Source organism: Paraburkholderia silviterrae (assembly GCF_004353915.1).
Taxonomy (GTDB): domain Bacteria; phylum Pseudomonadota; class Gammaproteobacteria; order Burkholderiales; family Burkholderiaceae; genus Paraburkholderia; species Paraburkholderia silviterrae.
This window is the reverse complement of sequence record NZ_SMRP01000059.1, coordinates 1-20,491: the sequence shown is the minus strand read 5'-3', so window position 1 is coordinate 20,491 and position 20,491 is coordinate 1. Positions and strand designations below refer to the sequence as shown.

General features: G+C 65.5%; 17 protein-coding genes and 2 pseudogenes. 9 read left to right on the top strand and 10 right to left on the bottom strand.

Annotation, left to right across the window (positions count from 1 at the left end; all coding sequences use genetic code 11):
* Window positions 1-136: 136 nt before the first annotated feature.
* Window positions 137-1,006, bottom strand: coding sequence for a tyrosine-type recombinase/integrase (locus EYW47_RS40055; RefSeq protein ID WP_133200321.1), 870 nt, complete (start codon window positions 1,004-1,006; stop codon window positions 137-139).
* Between the two features lie 559 nt (window positions 1,007-1,565).
* Here EYW47_RS40055 and EYW47_RS40050 point away from each other — a divergent pair.
* On the top strand, window positions 1,566-2,657 hold the full coding sequence (locus tag EYW47_RS40050) for a porin (RefSeq protein WP_377785298.1): 1,092 nt from the start codon (window positions 1,566-1,568) through the stop codon (window positions 2,655-2,657).
* A 60-nt stretch (window positions 2,658-2,717) separates the two neighbouring features.
* On the opposite strand, the pseudogene EYW47_RS42320 reads toward EYW47_RS40050, so the two are convergent.
* Both EYW47_RS42320 and EYW47_RS42315 read right to left on the bottom strand, forming a co-directional pair.
* Window positions 2,718-2,855, bottom strand: a pseudogene (locus EYW47_RS42320) (SDR family oxidoreductase); the annotation flags it as partial.
* 59 nt (window positions 2,856-2,914) lie between these two features.
* Window positions 2,915-3,049 (bottom strand): annotated as a pseudogene (locus EYW47_RS42315) (SDR family NAD(P)-dependent oxidoreductase); the annotation flags it as partial.
* Between the two features lie 366 nt (window positions 3,050-3,415).
* Between EYW47_RS42315 and EYW47_RS40040 the strand changes: the two are divergent.
* The 5 genes from EYW47_RS40040 (at window position 3,416) to EYW47_RS40020 (ending at window position 8,026) form a co-directional block, all read left to right on the top strand.
* Window positions 3,416-4,285: a branched-chain amino acid ABC transporter permease gene (locus tag EYW47_RS40040; RefSeq protein ID WP_133200320.1), complete on the top strand. Its 870-nt coding sequence runs from the start codon at window positions 3,416-3,418 to the stop codon at window positions 4,283-4,285.
* Complete coding sequence (locus EYW47_RS40035; RefSeq protein ID WP_133200319.1) at window positions 4,282-5,286, top strand: branched-chain amino acid ABC transporter permease; 1,005 nt, start codon at window positions 4,282-4,284, stop codon at window positions 5,284-5,286. Before EYW47_RS40040 ends, EYW47_RS40035 begins: the two co-directional genes overlap by 4 nt.
* Window positions 5,279-6,046, top strand: a complete 768-nt coding sequence (locus EYW47_RS40030) for an ABC transporter ATP-binding protein (RefSeq protein WP_133200318.1) — start codon at window positions 5,279-5,281, stop codon at window positions 6,044-6,046. Before EYW47_RS40035 ends, EYW47_RS40030 begins: the two co-directional genes overlap by 8 nt.
* On the top strand, window positions 6,030-6,737 hold the full coding sequence (locus tag EYW47_RS40025; RefSeq protein WP_133200317.1) for an ABC transporter ATP-binding protein: 708 nt from the start codon (window positions 6,030-6,032) through the stop codon (window positions 6,735-6,737). Before EYW47_RS40030 ends, EYW47_RS40025 begins: the two co-directional genes overlap by 17 nt.
* Window positions 6,738-6,859: 122 nt before the next feature.
* A complete protein-coding gene (locus EYW47_RS40020; protein WP_133200316.1) occupies window positions 6,860-8,026 on the top strand; it encodes an ABC transporter substrate-binding protein in 1,167 nt (388 codons plus the stop codon).
* Window positions 8,027-8,119: 93 nt separating this feature from the next.
* Here EYW47_RS40020 and EYW47_RS40015 read toward each other — a convergent pair whose 3' ends face one another.
* The 4 genes from EYW47_RS40015 to EYW47_RS40000 all read right to left on the bottom strand — a co-directional run bounded on the left by EYW47_RS40015 (window position 8,120) and on the right by EYW47_RS40000 (window position 13,042).
* Window positions 8,120-9,685 (bottom strand): class I adenylate-forming enzyme family protein, encoded by a 1,566-nt coding sequence (locus EYW47_RS40015; RefSeq protein WP_133200315.1) that lies wholly within the window; start codon window positions 9,683-9,685, stop codon window positions 8,120-8,122.
* 18 nt (window positions 9,686-9,703) lie between these two features.
* Window positions 9,704-10,921 (bottom strand): acyl-CoA dehydrogenase family protein, encoded by a 1,218-nt coding sequence (locus EYW47_RS40010; protein ID WP_133200314.1) that lies wholly within the window; start codon window positions 10,919-10,921, stop codon window positions 9,704-9,706.
* 62 nt (window positions 10,922-10,983) lie between these two features.
* Complete coding sequence (locus EYW47_RS40005) at window positions 10,984-12,072, bottom strand: phosphotransferase (RefSeq protein ID WP_133200313.1); 1,089 nt, start codon at window positions 12,070-12,072, stop codon at window positions 10,984-10,986.
* Window positions 12,073-12,229: 157 nt separating this feature from the next.
* On the bottom strand, window positions 12,230-13,042 hold the full coding sequence (locus EYW47_RS40000; protein WP_133200312.1) for an IclR family transcriptional regulator: 813 nt from the start codon (window positions 13,040-13,042) through the stop codon (window positions 12,230-12,232).
* A gap of 337 nt (window positions 13,043-13,379) precedes the next feature.
* Here EYW47_RS40000 and EYW47_RS39995 point away from each other — a divergent pair, with 337 nt between their 5' ends.
* Window positions 13,380-14,624, top strand: a complete 1,245-nt coding sequence (locus EYW47_RS39995; RefSeq protein ID WP_133200311.1) for an MFS transporter — start codon at window positions 13,380-13,382, stop codon at window positions 14,622-14,624.
* Between the two features lie 95 nt (window positions 14,625-14,719).
* On the opposite strand, the gene EYW47_RS39990 is transcribed toward EYW47_RS39995, so the two are convergent.
* From EYW47_RS39990 to EYW47_RS39980, 3 genes are all read right to left on the bottom strand, one after another.
* On the bottom strand, window positions 14,720-16,141 hold the full coding sequence (locus EYW47_RS39990; protein WP_133200310.1) for an MFS transporter: 1,422 nt from the start codon (window positions 16,139-16,141) through the stop codon (window positions 14,720-14,722).
* Between the two features lie 184 nt (window positions 16,142-16,325).
* Entirely contained in the window at window positions 16,326-17,153 is an 828-nt protein-coding gene (gene aroE, locus EYW47_RS39985) for a shikimate dehydrogenase (RefSeq protein WP_133200309.1), read from the bottom strand.
* Between the two features lie 218 nt (window positions 17,154-17,371).
* Window positions 17,372-18,175, bottom strand: coding sequence for a glucose 1-dehydrogenase (locus EYW47_RS39980; protein ID WP_133200308.1), 804 nt, complete (start codon window positions 18,173-18,175; stop codon window positions 17,372-17,374).
* A gap of 152 nt (window positions 18,176-18,327) precedes the next feature.
* Between EYW47_RS39980 and EYW47_RS39975 the strand changes: the two genes are divergently transcribed.
* Entirely contained in the window at window positions 18,328-19,212 is an 885-nt protein-coding gene (locus EYW47_RS39975) for a LysR family transcriptional regulator (RefSeq protein WP_133200307.1), read from the top strand.
* Window positions 19,213-19,257: 45 nt separating this feature from the next.
* Window positions 19,258-19,890, top strand: a complete 633-nt coding sequence (gene yfcF / locus EYW47_RS39970; protein ID WP_240764134.1) for a glutathione transferase — start codon at window positions 19,258-19,260, stop codon at window positions 19,888-19,890.
* The last annotated feature ends 601 nt before the right edge of the window (window positions 19,891-20,491 follow it).

Here is a 20,491-nt window from a genome sequence, read left to right as displayed (position 1 = left end):
TAAGCAATCCTCTTCACCTCAAGCATCGGGTCGTCCTATCGTCCTTAACGCGACACAGCCGGAAAGTCCCTACGCGGCTTTCGATGGTGCGGCAGATTGGCCGATGTCGTTCGGCGCGTCGAGCAGACTAACCACATCACGAAGGCGTGCGGGGGGCAAGGTGAGCGCAACGCTTCGTGGTCGCGATGTCGCGATGCCCAAGAATCTGACCGACCGTATGAAGGTCTACCCCGGAATTGACGAGCCGACTCGCGACGTGATGGCGCATCGTGTGGTACTTCAGTCGGATGCGCTCCACCTTCGCAGCGTCTCGCACCTTTTCCCAATTCGGCACTACCGCCAGCGACCCCTTGCCGTCTGGTGACGGAAACACCAACCGGAAGTGTGACGACTGTTTCCGCCACGCCTTCAGCACAGCGAGCGCTTCAGCATTCAGCGGCACGACGCGGCTTGTGGCAGTCTTCGTCGTCGTGTCCACGAAGCGCACCGTCGCGTTCGGAAAGTCGACCGCCGACCATTCGAGCTTCAACAGTTCGGCACGGCGGCAACCAAGGGCCATCGCCAGCAAAACGAGCGGAGTGGTCGCGTCGCCATAGGTCCAGTCAAGACCGATATCCGCCGCGTGCCACGCGTCAAGCGCAGTCCGGTTGTGCACATCGAGCGCAGCGCGAACGCGCGCTTCTTCGTCGGGCAGCAAGTATTGATGCGCGTCCGGGTCGGGTGTCCTCTGCTTCTTTACTTGCGCCATTGGATGCGTTGCAAGAAGCCCCCACTCAACCGCGCGCGATAGCGCACCGCGCAGTGCAGGTCGGGCCAGCGCCCGACCTGCACTGCGCCTTGGCTTCCCGTCGGCGTCGACATAGCGATAGCTGTAACTGACCGCGCCACTCTCCACAACACGCACGCTGAATCCGCGCAGCGCGTCGCACGCGTACTCCTTCGCGATTTTGGTATCGATCGCGCGCATGAAAGCGCGGTCGATCCGGAAAAGTTGATGTTGTGCCATAGCTGCATTTCCTTTGTTCGCCAGGACAATTCAAGAACAATTGGCGCCATGAACGGGTGTGAGCAGCACGCCGCACCACGAACAGCAAGCTATTGATTCGCAATGGCTTTACGCGTTTGATGCCAGGCCGCGAACGACTGTGTACAGAGAGTATTTCCCCCAGGGTGACACTTTCCGCACGCTCGTACAAAAATAACCTTCATCTGACAGACACCCCGGACGCCCTGGCAATCCCATCAGGTTCGTGGAGAGAGAATCGGTGAACGAGCATCGGCATCAACTTGCAATCCGAAACCGTCTCGCGGCGCGCCGTCGTACTCGCGCGCGCCCGGCTCTCCTCGCCGGCACGGCGTCCTTTCCCGATTTACTGCTGCAATCCCCGTAACGACGTTCACGTGACGCGTCGACACCGGCCTCGCGCTGCAACGCCAGGCCGGCAGCCCGCACGGATGGCGCCCCTGCGCCACGTCCGCGCGAGCTGACGCGCCACGCCAGGCAGGGGGCGAATCCCGTTGAATCTCGTTGTTTCCAGGCCACGTCACTTAATCAGGATTCCATAATGTTAAATCGCAAGACGCTACGCAAGACTCTGCTCGCCGCCGGACTCGCCGCCATGGGAATGACGGGCAGCGCCGCCTATGCGCAGAGCAGCGTGACGCTGTATGGCATCGTCGACGGCTCGCTGCTCTACACCAGCCACACGATGAACATGCAGACCGGCCAGAACGCGGGGCATCAGTTCTCGTTCACCGACAGCGGCATGACCGGTTCGAGCTTCGGCCTGCGCGGTGCGGAAGACCTGGGCGGCGGCATGCGTGCGGTCTTCATGCTCGAAAGCGGCATCCACGTGTCGAACGGCCAGTTCGGCAATTCGAACGGCAACCTGTTCGGCCGCCAGGCATGGGTGGGCCTGGACAGTTCCTATGGCTCGCTCAAAGCCGGCCTCCAATACTCGCCGTTCTTTCTCTCGCTCTACGACACCGACGCGCGCGGCATGTCGTATTTCGGCAGCGCCCTCGTGAGCTACGTGAACAACGTCTATGTCACGGGCCTCTTCAACAGCAATTCGATCACCTATACGTCGCCGGAAATCTGGGGCCTGCAGGCGTCGGGCATGTTCGCGTTCGGCGGCGCGGCGGGCGACTTCCAGGCGGGCCGCCAGTACTCCGCGAGCCTGCGCTACCACCTGGGCGGCCTCACGCTCAGCGGCGCGCTCTATGACGGCAACGCGGGCGGGAGCGCGGCCACCACGCCCGTGCCGAGCACCGTCGAGTTCGTGGGCCGCACCATCGGCGCGAGCTATCGCTTCGAAAACAGCCTCACGATTTCGGCCTCGTATGCGCTCTACAAGGTCGCCCACTCGTTCGACAACAGCGTCTACTCGGGCGGCCTCAGCTACTTCGTCACGCCCTACCTCGATGTGAACGCGGGCGTCTACTACACACGCGATGGCAACGAAGGCGCGAATCACTCGATCCTCGCTTCGAGCGGCGTGCAGTTCTTCCTCTCGAAGCGCACGACCCTCTATGGCCAGGTCGGCTACGTGAACAACCACGGACGCATGGACACGGGCCTGTCGATCAACAACGCGCTCTTCGAGGTGTCCGGCTCGACGGTGGGCGCGAGCATCGGCATCCGCCACATGTTCTGAGCGCGGCACGGGCGGCCCGAGTGATTCAGACGGGCCGCCCCGCCCGATCGCGTGCGCGAGTCAGACCTTCATGCCGGGCAGGTTCAGCGAGGCCGTATTGCGGCCGTCCACGGGCAACGCCTGGCCAGTGACGTAGCTCGCGTCGTCGCTTGCGAGGAAGGCAATGGCCGCGGCCACTTCCTCGGGGCGGCCAGGGCGCCCTCACGCGCCACGTCGATTGCGCCGTGCCAGACGCGCGCGGCGTCGAATGCGGCGGCAACGGCGGCGAGCGCCTCGCGCTGGCTGTCCACGAGCGCGACGATCGCGCCCTCGTCGTAGAGCCGCCGCGCCGTCGCACGCCCAATGCCGCTGACCGCGCCGGTCACGATGGCCACCTTGTCCTTGAAGGGCATCGTCGCTCACCTCCGTTCGCGCTCGAGATGGATCCATGCAATCTGATCAGCAGAAATTATTTCTGCATAGTGGAATTTATCGAGATGAAAATGGAGCGTCAAGACAAGGTCTCACACCTTGGCGCAAGGCGTTGCGGTGCTGCATTCATGTTATCTGGATAAGCAAGTGCTTTCGCGATGGCCTGCGCGCATCGGTCTGGTACTTTCCCCAGGCTGACTGCACTGCAGAATTCATTGCCAAATTGAGCCTTGCCATTTTTACCAGGCAAGCCTGTCGCGAAGCAGGAGCGCGGCGGTCCAATCTCCGTCCTTCCCCCCGGCGCCCACTCGCGCCGTGCGCCGAAGGCACGTGTTCGGGAGGTCACGGTGGATCTGTTTTTGCAGCAGGTACTCAACGGCTTGACTCTCGGGGGCATCTACAGCCTCGTCGCGCTCGGCCTCACGCTCGTCTACGGCATCATGGCCGTGCCCAATTTCGCGCACGGCGCGTTCTACATGGTGGGCGCCTTCGCCGCGTTCTATCTCAGCACGCGCTTCGGGTTCGGCTACTGGAGCGCGATGGCCGCGGCCGCACTGTGCGTGGGCGTGCTGGCCGTGCTCGCGGAACGCCTCGTCTTCTATCCGCTGCGCAACGCACCCGAGCTCGCGCCGATGATCGCCGCCATCGGCCTCATGCTGTTTCTCGAGGCCGCCGCGCAGGCGCTCTGGGGCACCGACTTCCATCGCATGTCGCCGCCCTGGCCGGGCGTGCTCGACTGGGGCGGCGTGATCGCGCCCATCCAGCGCCTGTTGATCACCGGCGCCGCGTTCGGCCTCGTGCTCGCGCTGCAACTGTTCCTGCACCACACCGTGGCAGGCTCGACGATTCTCGCGGTGGCGCAAAACCGCGAAGGCGCCGCGCTCATGGGCATCGATCCGCGCAAAGTGGGCATGGCCACCTTCGCACTCTCCGGTGTGCTGGCCGCCGTGGCCGCCGCGCTCTATGCGCCAATCAACCTCATCTACCCCGCCATGGGGCAGTTAGTGATCCTCAAGGCCTTCGTCATCATCATCCTCGGCGGCATGGGCAGCGTGCCCGGCGCCGTGGTGGGCGGCCTCATCATCGGACTCGCCGAAAGCTTCGGCGCCTTCTACGCCTCGCCCGACTATCAGGACCTGATTGCCTTCGTCCTGCTCGTGGCGATCTTGTCGCTGCGCCCGCAAGGGCTCTTTTCGAGGGAGATGCGCGCATCATGACGAACTCGCCCAACACGCGCTATCTGGGCTGGATCGCGCTTTTCGTGCTCGGCGTGGCGCTGCCGTTTCTCGTGCGCAACGACTATTCGCTCACGGTCATGTCCACGGCCTATATCTTCGCTCTCGCGACGGTCGGCCTGAATCTGCTCACCGGCTACACTGGCCAGTTCAATCTCGCGCATGGCGGCTTCATGGCCATAGGCGCGTATACGGTGGGCATTCTCACCGTCGACTATCAGGTGCCGTTCTGGGTTGCATTCGCGCTCGCGGGGGTCGTGAGCGTGGTGCTGGGCTTCTTCGTGGGCCTCATTTCGCTGCGCCTGAAGGGCAACTACTTCGCAATTTTCACGCTCTGCGTGGGCTACATCATCTTTCTCGTGATCGAGAAGTGGGACAGCCTCACGCATGGCGTGGTGGGCATCATCGGCATCGCCGCGCCGCCCGATATCGGTCCGGTCTCGTTCGAAAGCCCGCGCGCGCTCTACTACCTGACGTTCGCGTTTCTCGCCGCCGGCATGTGGCTCATGCATCGCATCGTGAATTCGCTCGTGGGCCACACGTTCGTTGCGATCCGCAACAGCGAGCATCTGGCCCAGGCGCTGGGCATCGACCTCATGCGCAACAAGATGCTCGCGTTCCTGATCTCCACGTTCTATGCCGGTATCGCGGGCGGCCTCTACGCAGGCTTCGTGCGCTTTCTCGGCCCCGATCTGGCCAACATCGGCCACACCTTCGACATGACGATGTATATCGTGGTGGGCGGCATCGGTACGCTTGCGGGTCCGCTGCTGGGCGCGATCGCACTGCCCTGGCTCACCCAGTCGCTGCAGTTCATGCAGGACTATCGCTTTCTCGTGTTCGGCCCGCTGCTCATCGCGCTGCTGATCTTCCTGCCGCGCGGCTTCGTGGGCCTCTATCAGAGCGCGCGCAGCCGCAGCGCGGTGCGCCGGCTCCCGAGCGCCACCGCGCGCCGCGCCACGAGCGGAGACGGCCATGCTTGAGATCTCCACCCTTTCAAAACACTTCGGAGGCCTCACCGCCGTGAGCGACGTGAGCACGCGCATCGAGGAAGGCCGCATCAACGCCATCATCGGCCCCAATGGCGCAGGCAAGACCACGTTCTTCAATCTGATCAGCGGCATGTACCGGCCCAGCACCGGCACGATCCGCCTGCGCGGCCAGGACGTGACCGGTCTGCGCGCCGACCAGATGGCGCGGCTCGGCGTGGCGCGCACGTTTCAGGCCACCGCGCTGTTCGAAACCGCTTCGGTGCTGGAGAACCTGATCGTGGGCCACCGCCTGCGCACGCGCTCGGGGCTCTGGGACGCGCTGCTGCGCACCCGGCGCTGCAAGGCCGAAGAACGCATCTGCCGCGACAAGGCGCGCGACGCGCTCGATTTCGTCGGGCTCGCGCACCTCGAGGCACGGCCTGCGGGCGGCATCACCCAGGAAGAGCGCAAGCGCGTGGCCGTCGCACTGGCGCTGGCGACCGACCCCGCGCTCCTGCTGCTCGACGAGCCCGCGGGCGGCGTGAACCCCGAAGAGACCGATGGCCTCGCGGCGCTGATCCGCAAGATCGCGCGGCGCGGCATGACCGTGTGCCTAGTCGAGCACAAGATGAGCATGATCATGAATCTCGCGGACAAGATCATGGTGCTCGACCACGGCGAGAAGATCGCCGAGGGCACGCCCGCAGAGATCCGCAAAGACCAGGCCGTGATCGACGCCTATCTCGGGAGCGACCATGCTGACGTTCAATGATGTGAGCCTCGACTACGGCGGCTTTCGCGCGCTGCACGGCATCACGCTGCATGCGGGCGAAGGCGAGCTCGTGGTGCTGCTCGGCGCGAACGGCGCGGGCAAGAGCTCGATTTTTCGCGCTGCCAGCGCGCTCACGCGCGCGAGTGCGGGCCATATCCGCCTGAAGAATGTCGATCTGGTCGGCAAGCGTCCCGCCGACGTGGTGCGTGCGGGGGTGATCCACTGCCCCGAGGGCCGCAAGCTCTTTCCGGCCATGTCGGTGCTGAAGAATCTCATGCTCGGGGCGTATCTGCATCGGCGCGACCGCGCGGGCAATCGCAAGCGGCTGGACGAAGTGCTCGAGCTCTTTCCCGATCTCGTCGGCCGCAAGGACGATCCCGCGGGATCGCTCTCCGGCGGGCAGCAGCAGATGGTCGCGATCGGCCGCGCGCTCATGAGCCGCCCGCGTGTGCTGCTGCTCGACGAGCCCTCGCTCGGCCTCGCGCCGCTCGTGGTCAAGCAGACCTTCGAGGTGATCCAGCGCATCAACCGCGCCGGCACGACGGTGCTGCTCGCGGAGCAGAACGCGCATGCGGCGCTCAAGATCGCGCATCGTGCCTATGTGGTGGAGTCGGGGCGCGTGGTGCTCGAAGGCACCTATGCGAGCCTCGCCGGCAACGAGGCGGTGCGCCGCGCCTATGTCGGCGGCTGAATTCCCCGTGGCCCGTGCTGCGCCTGGCGCAGCACGGCGTCTTTCAGGCTGAGCCAGCAAACAGCCGCAGTGCTTCGCAGTTCTCATCAGTTGCTCATCGCCACCCCTTCGAGGATACGTTCATGACCATCAGGAAGTTGTCCCTCGCGCTCGCCGTCTCACTCATCTTCGCCGCCCCCGCCATGGCACAGGAAACCGCCGTGCATATCGGCTATTCCGGACCGCTCTCCGGCGGCGCCGCGAAGTATGGCCAGGAAGTGCTCGAAGGCATGCAGATGGCCGTGGCCGAAATCAATCAGGCCGGGCTGGTGGTGGGCGGCAAGAAGGTGAAGCTCGACGTGGTTGCGCTCGACGACCAGTACAACCCGAGCGAAACCGCCATCAACGTGCGCCGCCTCGTGCAGGAAGACAACGCGCCCGTGGTGCTGGTCCCGCACTCCGGCGGATGCTACGCAGTCCAGACCATCAACCAGCAGCTCAAGGTGCTGCTGCTCGGCTACACCAGCGTGCCGCAACTCGCCGCGCGCGGCAATGCGCTGACCATCCGCATTCCGCCCGAGTTCACCTCGTACACCCCGGCGTTCGTGAAGTACGAAATGAGCAAGTACGGCAAGGAGGTAGCCATCGCGAGCACCGACACCGACTACGGCAAGGCCTGGAGTGCCGCATTCAAGCCCGCATGGCAGGCTGCGGGCGGCACGATCGTCGTGGACAGCCCGCTGTCGTATAACCGCGCGACGGACTTCTACAGCGGCGTGAGCCGCGTGCTCGCCGCCAAGCCCAAGGTGATCTTCGTGGGCGGCCCCTCCGAGCCCACGGGCCTCATCATCCGCCAGGCACGCGAGCTAGGCTACAAGGGCGGCTTCGCGGTCATGGACCAGGCGAAGCTCGACGAAGTCGCGAAGATCGCGGGCGGCTATGGCGCGCTCGAGGGCTCGATCGGCGTGATGCCGGTGGGCGACGATCCCGCGCCCGATGCCAGGGCCTTCGTCGCGCGCTTTGCCAAGACCCATGGCGGCCGCATGCCGACCCAGGAAGCGTCGCTCAACTACACGGCGGTCTGGGCGACCGTGCAGGCGATGAAACTCGCGGGCACGACCACCGACGCCACCGCGATCCGCAAGGTCTTCGATCAGGCCGTCAAGTCGCTCCCGCCGCAGAACAATCCCAATACGCTCTCAGGCGTGGATGCGCGCGGCGGCATGACCATGGGCCGGCCGGCAGTCGCGGTGGTGGAAGGCGGCAGCATCAAGCCCCTGCCCGATACGGCGCTTGCCGCAGCGAAGTAGCGTGGGTACGCTTGCGTGCCGGCGCGCGTGCGCCGACGCAGGCGCATTCGGATCCCGCGCGTGGGCGCGCCTCGCGCGGGTCTGCCTCGACGATCAAGCGTTCGATGACTTGAAGCTCTCGCGCAATTCGCGCTTGAGCACCTTGCCGATCGCGCTGCGCGGCAGCGTGTCGACCACCACCACCTCGGCGAGCCGCTGCATCTTCCCCAGCCGCTCGTTGGCCCACGCCGCGATCGCCTGTGCATCCGCCGCGGCCGTCTCGCGCAGCGTCACGAAAGCCACGGGCGTTTCGCCCCAGCGCTCCGAACTCACGCCCACCACGGCAGCCTCCGCCACCTCGGGATGCGTGAGCAGCACCTGTTCGAGATCGCTCGGATAAATGTTGAAGCCGCCCGAGATGATCATGTCCTTCCTGCGGTCCATCAGCACGAGAAAACCGTCCTCGTCGAAACGACCGACGTCGCCAGTGCGAATGAAGCGCTGGCCGTCACGGTCGTACCATTCGGCCTCGCTGGTCTTCTCGGGCTGGCGGTAATAGCCGGTCATCATGGTGGGCGAGCGCCCCACGATCTCGCCGATGCTGCCAGGCTCCAGTTCCTTGCCGTCAGGATCGATCAGGCGCATCTCATGGCCGGGCATGGGCCGGCCCACGGTATGGAGCTTGTGCGGATACTCGTCCGCACACAGCTCGCATGAAGCGCCGCCCTCGGTCATGCCGTAGAACTCCGTGAGGCTGCCCGGCCAGCGGCGCAGCACTTCCTCCTTGAGGCGCGCCCCGAACGGCGCACTCGTGCAGGACTTCGAAACGCAGCTCGACAGATCGTAGCGATCGAAATCGGGATCGGCCAGCAACCGCTGATACTGCACGGGCACCAGCATGGTATGCGTCGCGCGATGACGCTGCGCCAGTTCGAGATAGCGCTTCGTCTCGAACTTCGGCATCAGCACCACGGTGCCGCCCAGCGCGAGCGTCGGAAAGAAACTCACGAGGGTGGTGTTCGAATAGAGCGGCGTGGAGATCAGCGTGACTGCCTCGGGACCATAGCCGCGCGCAACGGTGCGCAGCGCGTACGCAAAGCGCATGGCATGCGACTGGACGATGCCCTTGGGCATGCCCGTCGTGCCCGACGAATAAATGATGTTGAAGGCCCATGCGGGCTGGATCTCGACGTAGCGCGGCGCCGTCCCGCGCGGCGCGAGCCAGCCTTCGAGGCCGGCGGACTCCCCAGTGTCGCCGTTTGCGTCCAGCCGCACCGTGCGCACCGTGGGCGGCGTGACCGCACTTTTCAGCGCTTCACGCACCGATTCATCGAGAAAAAGCACGCGCGCACGGGAGTTCTCGATCATGCCAGCCAGGCTGTCGGGATGAGAGGACGGCGCCAGCGGCGCGACGGCCGCGCCCACACGCAGCGCTCCGAGAAACACCGCGGCATACCACGGCGACGCGCCCGCGCAGATGGCGACCACGTCCTCGGGCGCGATACCGTCGCGTTGCAGCGCGCTCGCGCACTGGTCGATCATCGCGTCGAATTCCGCGTAGCTATAGCGCTTGTCGTCGCAAATCAGTGCGGAGCGATCGCCCTGCTCGGCCGCCCATTGGCGGATTTGCTCGCCAATGCTCACGAAGGGCGCGTCGTAAGGGCTTGAAGAAACGTTCATGTCGTCGTGCTCCGCGCTTCAAAGGTAGGCCGCGAGTTCCATCTTGGCGATCGCATTGCGATGGACTTCGTCGGGGCCGTCCGCGAGCCGGATCGTGCGCGCGTTCGCATAGGCGCGCGCGAGCCCGAAGTCGTCGCTCACGCCGCCGCCTCCATGCGCCTGGATGGCCCAGTCGATCACCTGGCACGCCATGTTGGGCGCGGCGACCTTGATCATCGCAATCTCCTTGCGCGCCGCCTTGTTGCCGACCGTGTCCATCTTCCACGCCGCATGCAGCACAAGGAAGCGCGCCTGATCGATGAGGATACGCGCATTGGCGATACGCTCGCGCGTCACGCCCTGGTCGGCAATCGCGCGGCCGAACGCGGTGCGCTTCGTCGTGCGACGGCACATGGCTTCCAGCGCCCGCTCGGCGCGGCCGATCAACCGCATGCAGTGATGGATGCGCCCAGGCCCGAGCCGCCCCTGCGCGATCTCGAAGCCGCGCCCTTCGCCGAGCAGCACATTGTCCACCGGCACGCGCACGTTCTCGAACAGCACTTCGGCGTGGCCGTGCGGTGCGTCGTCATAGCCGAACACGGGCAAATGACGCAGCACGGTCACGCCCGGCGTATCGAGCGGCACCAGCACCATCGACTGGCGCCGATGACGGTCCGCGCCCTCCGGATCGGTCTTGCCCATGAAGATCAGAATCTTGCAGCGCGGATCGTTCGCGCCCGAGGTCCACCATTTGCGTGCATTGATCACGTAGTGGCTGCCATCGCGCTCGATGCGCGCCTCGATATTGGTCGCGTCCGACGAGGCCACGGCAGGCTCGGTCATCGCAAAGCCCGAGCGTATCTTGCCCTCCAGCAGCGGCGTGAGCCACGCGTGCTGTTGCGCCTCGCTGCCGTAGCGCAGCAGCGTCTCCATGTTGCCTGTGTCGGGCGCGGAGCAGTTGAACGGCTCCGCGCCAATCGCCGAGCGCCCCATGATTTCGCACAGCGGCGCGTATTCCAGATTCGTGAGCCCGTCCTTCGACTCGTGCGCGGGCAGGAACAGATTCCACAGGCCGGCGGCGCGCGCCTTCTCCTTGAGCGTTTCCATGACCGGCGCGGGCTGCCACGGATTGCCCGCGCGGCGCGCCGCATCCATTTGCCCGGCGAACAATTCTTCCGCCGGATACACGTGCTCGTCCATGAATGCCGTGAGACGGGCCTGCAATGCCTTCACCTTGCTCGAATATTCGAAGTTCATAAGCCTCTTTCCGCGAGAATAGTCAGACTGTGTATCGTGTGCGCAGCGACGGCCTTGCCGTGCTAGCGCAAAGCATCCACCGCGCGTGCCAGCGCCCAGGCCTGCTCCGCAAGCGGCCGCGTGCGCTTGCCGGTCTCGAGCGCGAGCGCGTTCGACGCATTGCCCTGCAGTGCGCGCGCCATCACCCCTTGCAGAATGCCGACGAGCCTGAACATGTTGAAGACGAGGTAATAGCCCCAGTCCGTTTCCGAAACTTCCGCATTGGATGCGCGCGCAACTTTCTTCAGATAACGTTGCAGATAGGTCTTCTCGTCGGGGATCCCCAGCGCGGCCAGATCGAGTCCCACCAGACCGCGCCGCGCGCCCGCCTGCATATGCCAGATCATGCAGTGGTAGGCAAAATCCACGAGCGGATGGCCGAGCGTGGAAAGCTCCCAGTCGAGCACGGCGAGAATGCGCGGCTCGTGTGGATGAAAGATGACGTTGTCGAGCCGGTAGTCGCCATGCACGATGCGGCGCTCGTCGCCAGCGGGCATGTGCTTCGGCAGCCAGTCGATCAAATGATCGGCCGCCTCGATGCGCTCGGTTTCCGAGGCGCGATATTGCCTCGTCCAGCGCGCCACCTGGCGCTCGATGTAGTTGCCCTCGCGGCCGTAGTCGCCAAGGCCGATCGCGACGGGGTCGACCGAATGCAGCGCGGCGATCACGCGGTTCATTTCGTCGTAGATTGCGCCGCGCGCCGCTGAGGCCAGGCCCGGCAGCGCCGCGTCCCAGAAGATGCGGCCTTCCACGTACTCCATGAGGTAGAACGGCGTGCCGATCACGGCGGCGTCCTCGCACAACGCGTAGGCCCTCGCGACCGGCACCGGCGTTTGCGCGAGCGCGCGGATCACGCGATATTCGCGCTCCACGGCGTGCGCGGAAGGCAAGAGCGCCCCCGGCGGCTTGCGGCGCAGGACGTAACGCGCGCCGCCTGCCTCGATCAGGAAGGTGGGATTCGACTGGCCGCCCTTGAACTGCTCGACATGGACGCTGCCCGCGAAGTCGTGGACATGCTCGCGCATCCACACGGCGAGTCGCGCCGCGTCGAATGCATGCGCGGGCGCGACCGGGCGAGTCCCGCTGAAACTCGTCTGGAGATCGATGCTCATGGAATCGAAAGGTCTCCCTTCGTGGCACACCCCGCGCCTGGATCCGCAGCGATGTATCTGGACGCCGCGCTGTGCCGAAGCCACACGAATTGATCTGCATTCCGAAGCAATTGAACCGAAATGAAAGGCGCAAGCATATCGCTTGCGCCCGCGCGTCTCAGCGCCCCGCGATAGTGGCCTCCAGCTGCGCGATCATGTGCAGCAGCCGCGGCTTCACCTCTTCCAGCAAGAACTCGCGCGTGAGCGAAAACGACGGGCCGCCCACGTTGATGGCCATCACCGGCAGGCCGCCGCCGGGCTCGAACGCGCGGGCGATGCCGTTCACATCCTTCTGCCACTCGCCGAACGAACAGGTCACGCCGAGTTCCTCGTGATCGTGCACGCCCTGGTCGATGCCGCGCTTGATGTTCGGCCATGACACGTGGTCGAGTTCGCGGATCTGCTCCATCACGTCCTCGCGTTCGCGCGGCGCCACGGCCGCCAGCCACGCGCGCCCGATGGCCGACGTCGCGAGCGGAATGCGCGAGCCCACGTCGAGCGTGAGCGCCAGCGCGGCGGTGCTGCGGCAGCTTTCGATATAGAGCATCGAGAGGCGATCGCGCACGCCCAGCGAAACGGTGCCGCCCGAGAATTCGCACAGCTCCTGCATCATGGGCCGCGCGAGCTTGCGCACGTCGAGGCGCGCCAGCATCGAGCTGCCAAGCGCGAGACACGCCGTGCCAAGGCGGTAGCGCCCGGTGTCTTCGAGATGGATGAGGTAGCCGAGCTTCGTGAGCGTCATCGTCAGACGCGAAACCGTCGAGCGCGGCAGCTTGCAGCGCTGGGCGATCTCCTGATTGGTGAGCGTGGTGTCGCCGCCGCGAAAGCACGCGAGGACTTCGAGCCCGCGAGCCAGCGCGGTCACGAAATGGCGGTCTTCCTTGTGAGCGCTTGCTCGGACCGGTTTCTGCTTTTGCGCGGTTTCGGACATTGCAATAGTGGGTAGGTGGGCGCGGGTGCCCGCGCCCTCGGCTCGGACGCGGAATTATATTCTGTATCGCAAAATTGGCGGGGGGCGTCAATGGGTGGGAAGCCTTAAACGCGTCTGCGCGCGCAGCCCGATGCGGCCCCACTCGCCGCCCCCCCAACTGCCGGAATGCGCGAGCGCGCAATTGCACCACAAGAACCGGATAGCCCGGCGGACCTCCCGTCCTTAGACTTGATTCCAACACTCAGGCCGCCTCGTGCGCACCGGTCAGCCGCCCTGCTTCGAACGCGCCATTCCGAAGCACTACCAGGTAAATTCGCCCGGCATCGGGAGCCGAATCATGGACCATCCACACACGCAAACCGTCGTCGGTCGTCTCTCACACGCGAGTCTCGCCGCGCAATTCAGCGAGCAGATGACCATCGCCGTCATTCCGATCGCCGCCGTCGTGGCGTTCGGCGCGTGCGCGCAGCAAACCGCAGCGCTGCAGGCCGTCAACACGCTGCCATTCCTGCTGCTCTCTTTGCCCGCTGGCCTGATCGCCGACCGCGTGCGCCGCAAGAACCTCATGATCGCGACGGAGCTCCTGCGCGCCGCCGCCCTCTTCGTGCTATTCGCGCTCTTCTGGCGCCACGCGCTCACGCTCGTCACGCTAGGCGCACTGGGATTCGCCATCGCCACCGGCACAGTCGTGTTCAGCGTGGCCGCGCCCTCGCTCGTTGCCGCGCTCGTCGATACCGGTGGCCTGCTCGCCGCCAACCGGCGCCTCGAGATCGCGCGCAGCATCGCCTATACGGCGGGGCCATCAGTGGGCGGCATCCTCGCCGGATGGGGTTCCGGCCGGGTCGCCTTCCTAGCCGCCTTCACGCTTTCACTCGCCAGCGCGTGCTTGATGGCGCGCCTGCCGCGCGAGGCGCGCCGCGCGCCCTCGGGCAGGCACGTCGCGCAGGAACTCGCCGATGGCCTGCGCTTCATCGGCAGCAACCCGTGGCTGCGCCCCATCGTCGCGACCGCCTTCGTGTTCAATACGTCGTGGTTCCTGCTGCTATCCGTGTTCGCGTGGTATGCGATCCATCGGCTTGCGTTCGGTGCGTCGGAGGTGGGTTTCGCGCTCGGCGTCTATGGGTTCGGCATGGTCGCGGGCGCGGTTCTCTATAAAGGCCTCGCAAAGCGGCTCGCATTCGGCCGGCAAATCCTGCTCGGCCCGACAAGCGCCGCCATCGCCGCCGTGCTCGTGGCGAGCAGCGCCTTCGTGCACGCGAAGGCGCCGGTATTCGCGGCGTTCTTTCTGTTCGGGCTCGGCCCCATCGTGTGGACCATCTCCACCACGTCGCTCCGCCAGATCGTCACGCCCCGCAATCTCATCGCGCGCGTCTCCTCGGTCATCATGATGGCGACGTTCGGCGCGCGTCCGCTCGGCGCCATGCTGGGCGCGTGGCTGAGCACGCGCTTTGGCATCGGCAGTTGCCTCGTGGGCGTGCTGATCGGCTTCGGCGCACAGCTTGCGATCATCTCGCTCTCGCAGCCGGTGCGCCTGCGCTCGATCGCTGCGCTGAGCGAGACGGCAGCGGTCGCCACGGTCTGAGCCGGTCTGCGCGCCGCCTCGCCTCGGCAAATATCGCCGAAAAATTCAGTCGGAGAAAATCTCCAAATTTGCAATAAATCTCCACGTGAAGATTTTTATAGGGCACGATCGATATGCGGGACGGCGCCGGCGTCGTTGAGGTCGTCCAGGTTGCGGCCGCGCGTTTCGGGAATGCAGTACGTCGTCACCACGCCGATGAGGCTCAGGACCGCCACATAGGCCGCCAGCGGAATCCAGGCGAGCACGGTGCCATGGTGGCCCGCCCCCCAGTGCGCGGAGGTCCACGCGATGATCGACGCGCCCACGAGCGGCGCGACGCCGCCCGCAATCACCGCCGACACTTCGCGCCCCACCGCCACCCCGGCGTAGCGGTGCTGCGCGCCGAATAGCTCAGGCAGCATTGCCCCTTGCGTGGCGAACATGCCCCATACGCCTGCGAGCGTCACGCACAGCATGACGATGCTGGCCGTGGCGTTGCCGAGGCTCAGCACCCACCACGTGGGAAAAGCGAGTACGAGTTGATAGAGCGCGAACGCCCGATAGGTCGGCACGCGCCCGAAGCGGTCGCTGAGCACGCCCGCTAGCGGGATCACGAACGCGCCGGAGGCGCCGGCCAGTAGCAGCGCGAGCGGCCCGATTTGCCCTTTCAGGCCCGTGGCGGTGGCGATGTAGCTGATCGCGAGCGACTGGTAGATCGACGATCCGCCGTTCTCTGCCATGCGCAGGCCGATCACCTTGAGCACCGTGGGCTTCGAATGGCGCATCAGGTGGCGCAGCGGGCTTTCCTTCACCTGCTGACGCGCTTCGAGGCGCACGAACGACGGTGATTCGCGCAGGCGCAACCGGATCCACACCGCCACCGCGATGATGACCGCGCTCAGCAGGAACGGCACGCGCCAGAGCGGCGTCTGCGAAAGGTCCTCCACCCGCACCAGCGCGAAATAGATGGCCGCGGCCATCACCGTGCCCAACAGCACGCCCATGAACGGCAGCGCAGCGAAATAGCCGCGCCGCCGCGGCGGGGCGAATTCGGCCATCAGCACCGCGGCGCCGGCCTGCTCGGCGCCCGCGCCCAGTCCTTGCAGCAGCCGGCAGCCGACAAGCAGGACCGGCGCCCAGATGCCGACACTCGCATAGGTGGGCAGCACGCCGATGAGCGTGCTGGCGACACCCATCAGCAAGATGGTGGCCATCAGCACGAACTTGCGCCCATAGCGGTCGCCCAGCGCACCGAACAGCACACCGCCCACAGGCCGGATCGCAAAGCCAATGAAATACGCGCCGAAGCTCGCGATGAGGCCCATGGCCGGGTCGCTGGACGGAAAGAACAGCGGCCCGAAGATCAGCGCGGAAGCGAGGTTGTATAACGCGAAGTCGTAGTATTCGAGCGCGCTGCCTATCGAGGCCGCCCAGGCCGCGCGGTACAGGTCCGCCGAGGAAACCTGGGCCTGCGCATCGCTTGCGCTTGTAGCCGCGCACGGCTGCGTGCCGGGAATGGCAATGGACTGCTGCTTCATGTCGTCTCCTTGTCGATCAGAGTCGGCGCTTGAATGCCGACTCTGATCCCATGCAAAGTTCCATATGGACTCCTTGCGATATGCGTCGTGCACGCCTGCAAGGCGAGCGCGACGCACCAGGTCCGGCTCCCGTCTGACGCGGGATCAAACAACCGGGGTCATGCATGGCCCGCAGGCCCGTACGCTACGCGGTGTTGCGGCTGACCCGCTCGATCTCGTCGAGCAACGCGGCGCGCATGACTTCGAGAGGGGCGGCCCGCTCCGTGTACAACTCGATCTGACCGCAGAATTGATGCAGCATCATGTGCGTGCCATCGATGGTCTTGCAGCCTTGCTCGGCCGCGTCGCGAATCAGGCGCGTGCGCACCGGCAGAAACGCGGCATCCATCACCAGCAAATGCGGCGCGAGCTGGTGCGGTGCAAGCGGACTCGCATCGGGCGCGCGAAAGCCCGCCGCCGTGGCGTTCACCACGCCGTCGAACGCCTGCGCGTCGAAGTCTTCCAGCGCGCCGCCAAAGCGCAGGCCGAACACCTCGGCCAGCGCCCTGCCGCGCTCCGCGGTGCGGTTGAACACGGTCACGCTGGCGCCCGCGCGCTTCACGCCCCATGCGATCGCGCGTGCCGCGCCACCCGCGCCGAGCAGCGCGATGCGCTTGCCCGACAGCGTGCCGGCCTCTTCGAGCGCGCGCACCGCGCCCATGCAGTCGGTGTTGTATCCCGTCAGGTGTCCAGAGCGATTGTCGATGGTGTTCACCGCGCCAATTTCGCGCGCCGTCTCATCGAGTGAGTCGAGGTGCGGGATCACGGCCTGCTTGTGCGGCATCGTCACGTTCATGCCGCGAATGCCGAGCGTGCGCACGGCCTGCACGCCCAGCGCCGCGTCTTCGACGCCGAAGCTGACAAACGTATAGTCGAGGCCAAGCGCGCGGTAGGCCGCGTTGTGCACCTTGACGTTGAAGGTGAACGGCTGGCCGGCCAGCGAGCCGCAAAGTACGGGAATCGAGCGAGGCATGATCGATGTGAAGCGTTCGAAAAGCGGGTTATCTGGTTGTCTTTATCGACATGAAGACTCTCGCGGACGCCAGCAGATACGCCGGCATCCGCGCGCAGCGCGACTAGCGCTGCGCACGCCGCCGCGCTAGTCGCGCTGCGCCTGCAACTTGACACTTGGGTTGTGCGGTTTTCATCGCTTGATTCGTTCCTTGATTGCGTTATCGCGAAGCGCGGCGCTCACACCACGCTCGTGAGGCCGCCGTCGACAAAGAGGGTTTGCCCGTTCACGAAGCTCGACGCCTCCGACGCGAGGAACACGGCGGCGCCACAGAGCTCTTCCACGCGCCCCCACCGGCCCGCAGGTGTGCGCTTGCACAGCCACGCGCTGAACTCGGGGTCGTCCGTGAGCGCGCGGTTGAGGTCGGTTGCGAAATAGCCCGGCGCCAGCGCGTTGACCTGAATGCCGTGGCGCGCCCAGTCCGCGCACATGCCCTGCGTGAGCATGCGCAGCGCGCCTTTCGAGGCGGCGTAGGGCGCGATCGTGGGCCGTGCGAGCGCGCTTTGCACCGAGCTGACGTTGATGATCTTGCCGCGCCCGCGCGGCAGCATGTGCCGCGCAACGGCCTGGGTCACGTGGAAGACGCCGTCCAGATTCACGCGCATCAGCGCGTTCCAGTCGCTCGCGGCAAATTCTTCGAGCGGCGCGCGGCGCTGGATGCCCGCGTTGTTCACGAGAATGTCGATGGGGCCGATACGCGCCTCGATGTCGTCGACGGCGCGCGTGACGCCCTCGGCGTCGGCGACGTCGAAGACCGCGATCTCGGCTTCGAAGCCTTCGTCGCGCAGCCGGGCAGCCACGGCGGCGGCATGCTGCTCATTGCGTGCGTTGATGACCAGCGCCGCGCCGGCCTGCGCCAGGCCAACCGCGAGCGCGAGGCCGATGCCGCGCCCCGATCCCGTGACCAGCGCACGGCGCCCATGCAGGCCGAACAGCCGCAATGCCTGGCTGCCGGATGTCTCCTTGCTGTATGTCTCTTTCATGATTGTGTCGCGTCATGTGGCTTACTCGTGAGTTCACCGCAATCGGCCCGCGCGCGCCAATAGTCTTTCGTAACCTTGTTATCATGCATTTTGATAACCGACGCCCAGACCACGGGCAGCCACATCCGCAAGCGCGGCCGAAAAGGATCGACATGGAACTGAAGCACCTGCGCGCCTTCGTGGCGCTCGCGGAGGAGCTGCATTTCGGACGCGCGGCCGAGCGCCTGTGCATCGTGCAGCCTGCCCTGAGCATGCAGATCAAGGCGCTGGAAGAGGAATTGGGCGTGCGCCTGTTCGAGCGCGACCGCCATCGCGTGGCACTGAGCGAGACTGGCACGATTTTTCTGCCCGAGGCGCGCGCCACGCTGCATCAGGCGGCGCGCGCGGAGCAGACGGCGCGGCGCTCCGCGCGCGGGGAGATCGGCACGCTGAGGGTCGCCTTTGTTTCCTCCGTGCTGCCGCGCCTGCTGCCTGCGCTGATGCGCACCATGCATGCACGCTACCCGATGATCGCGCTCGAATTGAAGGATATGTCCACGCCCGAGCAAATTGCGGCGCTGCACGACGGCAAGCTCGATTTCGGGCTCATCAGACTGCCCGTGAGCGGCACGGGCCTGGAAATTCGCGAGGTCATGGAGGAACCTTTCGTGGTGGCCGTGCACGAGGATCACGCGCTCGCGCGCAAGGCGCAGATCCGCCCGGCCGATCTGCGCGGCTGCCCCGCTTTCGTGCTCGCGCGCCGCTACGCGCCGGGGCTTTACGACGAGATGCTGCTGGCGTTTCGCCGGCAGCGCGTCTCGCTTGAAATCGCGGCGGAGCTGGGCGAATACACGACCATGCTCGCACTGATCTCGGCGGGTCTCGGGATTGGCGTGATTCCCACGCACGCGGCAATGGCGTTGCCGCCCAAGGTGCTCGCAAAGCCGCTGGACCTGCGCGAGCACCGCACCGGGATCGGGCTCGCATGGCGCGATGTGGATAGCCCCGCGAAGCGGCTGTTTGTTGACGTGGTGGAGGCATGTGCCCGCGAGGCGTAACATGCATAGTGGTGACGACGTGCGCCACGTTCAATGGAGACCGCCTTGCCAAATTCAACGCTTGAGCTCTATGTCGATGCGCAATACGCGAGCCCTTACGCGATGTCGGTTTTCGTGGCGCTACACGAGAAAGGGCTGGCGTTCGAGCTGCTCGGCGTCGACCTCGAAAAGCAGGCGCAGCATGCACCGGGCTTTGCCGCGACCTCACTCACGCAACGGGTGCCCACGCTGATTCACGACGGTTTCGCGCTTTCGGAGTCGACCGCGATCACCGAGTATCTGGATGAGGTGTTTCCCGAGCCGCCGATTTATCCCGAGGATCGGCAGGAGCGTGCTCGCGCACGTCAGGTGCAGGCCTGGTTGCGCAGCGATCTTCTGCAACTGCGCACGGAGCGCCCGACTGAGGTGGTGTTTCGGGGTCCGTTCGATTTGCCGCTGTCCGCGGTGGCTTTGGAGGGCGCGCGCAAGCTCTTCGCGGCGTGTGAGATGCTGCTTGCGCATGGGCAGCCGAACCTGTTCGGTGAGTGGTGCATTGCCGATACTGATCTCGCGTTGATGCTCAATCGACTCGTGATGAACGGCGATGCGGTGCCGCCGCTGCTTGTGGACTATGCGAAGTATCAGTGGCAGCGGGCTTCTGTGCAGCGCTGGGTGGCGCTGGAGCGGCCGACGAATTGATGGACCGGCGGCTATGTTTATGATGGGCCGCCGGCGGCGTCATAGAGTGCTCAAGGGTGGCGCGCCTGGCGCCTTAAGTAAGCGTTTTTGAATTGTCATTCCTCGGTTTTGGCTTGGCTCTTTGCGGTGTTGGCCTTTCCTTGTTTTCATGTAGGTATATGAGTGTTGCCCCTGTGCGGGGCGGCACCTACTTTTCTTTGCAGCCGCAAAGAAAAGTAGGCAAAAGAAAGCGGCTCAAACCGCCAGTGTGACGCAGTCCACCACTGCCCTTTTTATCGGAGCGGCTCCGGGGCATCCGCCACTCCGCACACTCCGCGTCAGTGACAAGGGGCTCATCCTTCCCGCCGCGCGCTACGCGCGGGCGGAAGGGGCTGCAAGGAAAACCGGCCGTGCTGCCTGAGAATGCGCGGAGTTGTGCCGGGTGAATAGGTTGGAGTCCTACGAATACACGTATATCCCACTGGTTTTGGTTATGCCCCACGGCGCGCGGAGCGCCGCCGGATGGATGAGCCCTTAGTCACTCCGGGTGACGGCGCGTGGCGACAGACGCCCCGGAGCCGCTCCGATTAAAGGTTAGTGGTCCACTGCGTCACACTGGCGG

Coding starts and splice junctions, on each gene's coding strand:
- EYW47_RS40055 (WP_133200321.1), bottom strand. CDS start 1,006: ATGGCACAACATCAACTTTTCCGGATCGACCGCGCTTTCATGCGCGCG.
- EYW47_RS40050 (WP_377785298.1), top strand. CDS start 1,566: ATGTTAAATCGCAAGACGCTACGCAAGACTCTGCTCGCCGCCGGACTC.
- EYW47_RS40035 (WP_133200319.1), top strand. CDS start 4,282: ATGACGAACTCGCCCAACACGCGCTATCTGGGCTGGATCGCGCTTTTC.
- EYW47_RS40030 (WP_133200318.1), top strand. CDS start 5,279: ATGCTTGAGATCTCCACCCTTTCAAAACACTTCGGAGGCCTCACCGCC.
- EYW47_RS40025 (WP_133200317.1), top strand. CDS start 6,030: ATGCTGACGTTCAATGATGTGAGCCTCGACTACGGCGGCTTTCGCGCG.
- EYW47_RS40020 (WP_133200316.1), top strand. CDS start 6,860: ATGACCATCAGGAAGTTGTCCCTCGCGCTCGCCGTCTCACTCATCTTC.
- EYW47_RS40015 (WP_133200315.1), bottom strand. CDS start 9,685: ATGAACGTTTCTTCAAGCCCTTACGACGCGCCCTTCGTGAGCATTGGC.
- EYW47_RS40010 (WP_133200314.1), bottom strand. CDS start 10,921: ATGAACTTCGAATATTCGAGCAAGGTGAAGGCATTGCAGGCCCGTCTC.
- EYW47_RS40005 (WP_133200313.1), bottom strand. CDS start 12,072: ATGAGCATCGATCTCCAGACGAGTTTCAGCGGGACTCGCCCGGTCGCG.
- EYW47_RS40000 (WP_133200312.1), bottom strand. CDS start 13,042: ATGTCCGAAACCGCGCAAAAGCAGAAACCGGTCCGAGCAAGCGCTCAC.
- EYW47_RS39995 (WP_133200311.1), top strand. CDS start 13,380: ATGGACCATCCACACACGCAAACCGTCGTCGGTCGTCTCTCACACGCG.
- EYW47_RS39990 (WP_133200310.1), bottom strand. CDS start 16,141: ATGAAGCAGCAGTCCATTGCCATTCCCGGCACGCAGCCGTGCGCGGCT.
- aroE (WP_133200309.1), bottom strand. CDS start 17,153: ATGCCTCGCTCGATTCCCGTACTTTGCGGCTCGCTGGCCGGCCAGCCG.
- EYW47_RS39980 (WP_133200308.1), bottom strand. CDS start 18,175: ATGAAAGAGACATACAGCAAGGAGACATCCGGCAGCCAGGCATTGCGG.
- EYW47_RS39975 (WP_133200307.1), top strand. CDS start 18,328: ATGGAACTGAAGCACCTGCGCGCCTTCGTGGCGCTCGCGGAGGAGCTG.